We start from the raw sequence: 1,171 nt of genomic DNA, 5'->3' as shown, positions 1-1,171 counted from the left end.
TTTGTAGGTTTTCGAGCGGATGGTCATCTGCGTTTTTGTTCCCGGCAGGCTACCCGGTGAACGGTTATCCTGGTGGTACGTGCGCCCCATGATGATGGGCTGGTCGGGGTCGCCGTTAAGGAAGTCCACGATGACCTCCTGGCCTACGCGGGGAATAGCGAGGTGACCAAATCCGGCACCAGCCCATGGTTGTGACACCCGTATCCAGCATGAGCTGTCTTCGTTGCCCGGACAATAGCGGTCCCAGTGAAAACGCACCCGGACACGACCGTGTTCATCGCAGAAGATTTCCTCGCCAGCGGGACCGGTGACGATGGCGCTCTGCGGGCCGTCCACGGAGGGTTTTGGCAGGGGAGAGGCGCGCCATGTCCGGTCAGCCGGAATGACGTCAAAATTGTTGCTCAGCGTGGTTCCCTGGCCCTGTTTGCCGTGCTGTGCCTGAGGCTGTTCACCTTTCAGTACGCAGCCGGTGACCTGCCACTCGCGGTTCAGGGTGAGGGAAGGATGACCAGTCAGGGTGAAGCGTTTGCCGGGGTACAGCTTCGCCGAGTTGCTGACCCCGGCGGCGGTTTCGGCATCGTGGCGGAAGCCGTCAGCCAGGTAGCGGGCAAAATCCTGTCCGTGCTGCTCGTCCTTGAAGCGTCCCGGATAATCGAAGATTTCGTACTGAGTGCGCTGACCGTTCAGGTTTGTGGCCTGGTGGCTGAAGTAGCCGGGCCAGCCGGGGGTTTTAAAAGTGTAATCCTGGTTTTCCACGGAAGAGGGACGAACCTGCGCCCGGTAGCGAAACTCGCTAACGCATTCCGTGGAGACTTCGCTGCTTGTGTTCGGGTTAAAGGGCAGGGAGCGCAGCGCGGAGACGCCTGCCACATCATCACAGAGCACCAGCTTCTGCTCCGTTCCGGTCGGTGAGCACCAGTCAAAATAGAAAATGCCTTCTTCGGCCCACAGTCGGGAGAGAAAGGTGAGGTCGCTTTCACCATACTGTACGCAGAATTCACGCGCCGGATGAGATTCATAAAAGGAAGGGGTCCAGTCGGTGATGCCATTTTCATCAAGCAGGGTGGCGGAGATAGCCTGGATATCCTGCTGCTGAAAGATGCGGAAATTCTGGCGCAGTCCGGCCCGCCAGAGCGGGGGCGAGATGGTCAGGTGGTAATTCATCTGCCAG

Annotated in this window: 1 protein-coding gene; it reads right to left on the bottom strand. The window is 59.1% G+C overall.

The window, feature by feature from the left end:
* A partial coding sequence (tssI, locus tag M989_RS23955) for a type VI secretion system tip protein TssI/VgrG (protein WP_157093602.1) occupies nt 1-1,171 on the bottom strand: 1,171 nt, incomplete at both ends.

This window comes from Kluyvera georgiana ATCC 51603, assembly GCF_001654985.1.
In the GTDB taxonomy this organism is placed as follows: Bacteria; Pseudomonadota; Gammaproteobacteria; order Enterobacterales; family Enterobacteriaceae; genus Kluyvera; species Kluyvera georgiana.
This window is presented reverse-complemented; position numbering and strand designations above follow the sequence as displayed.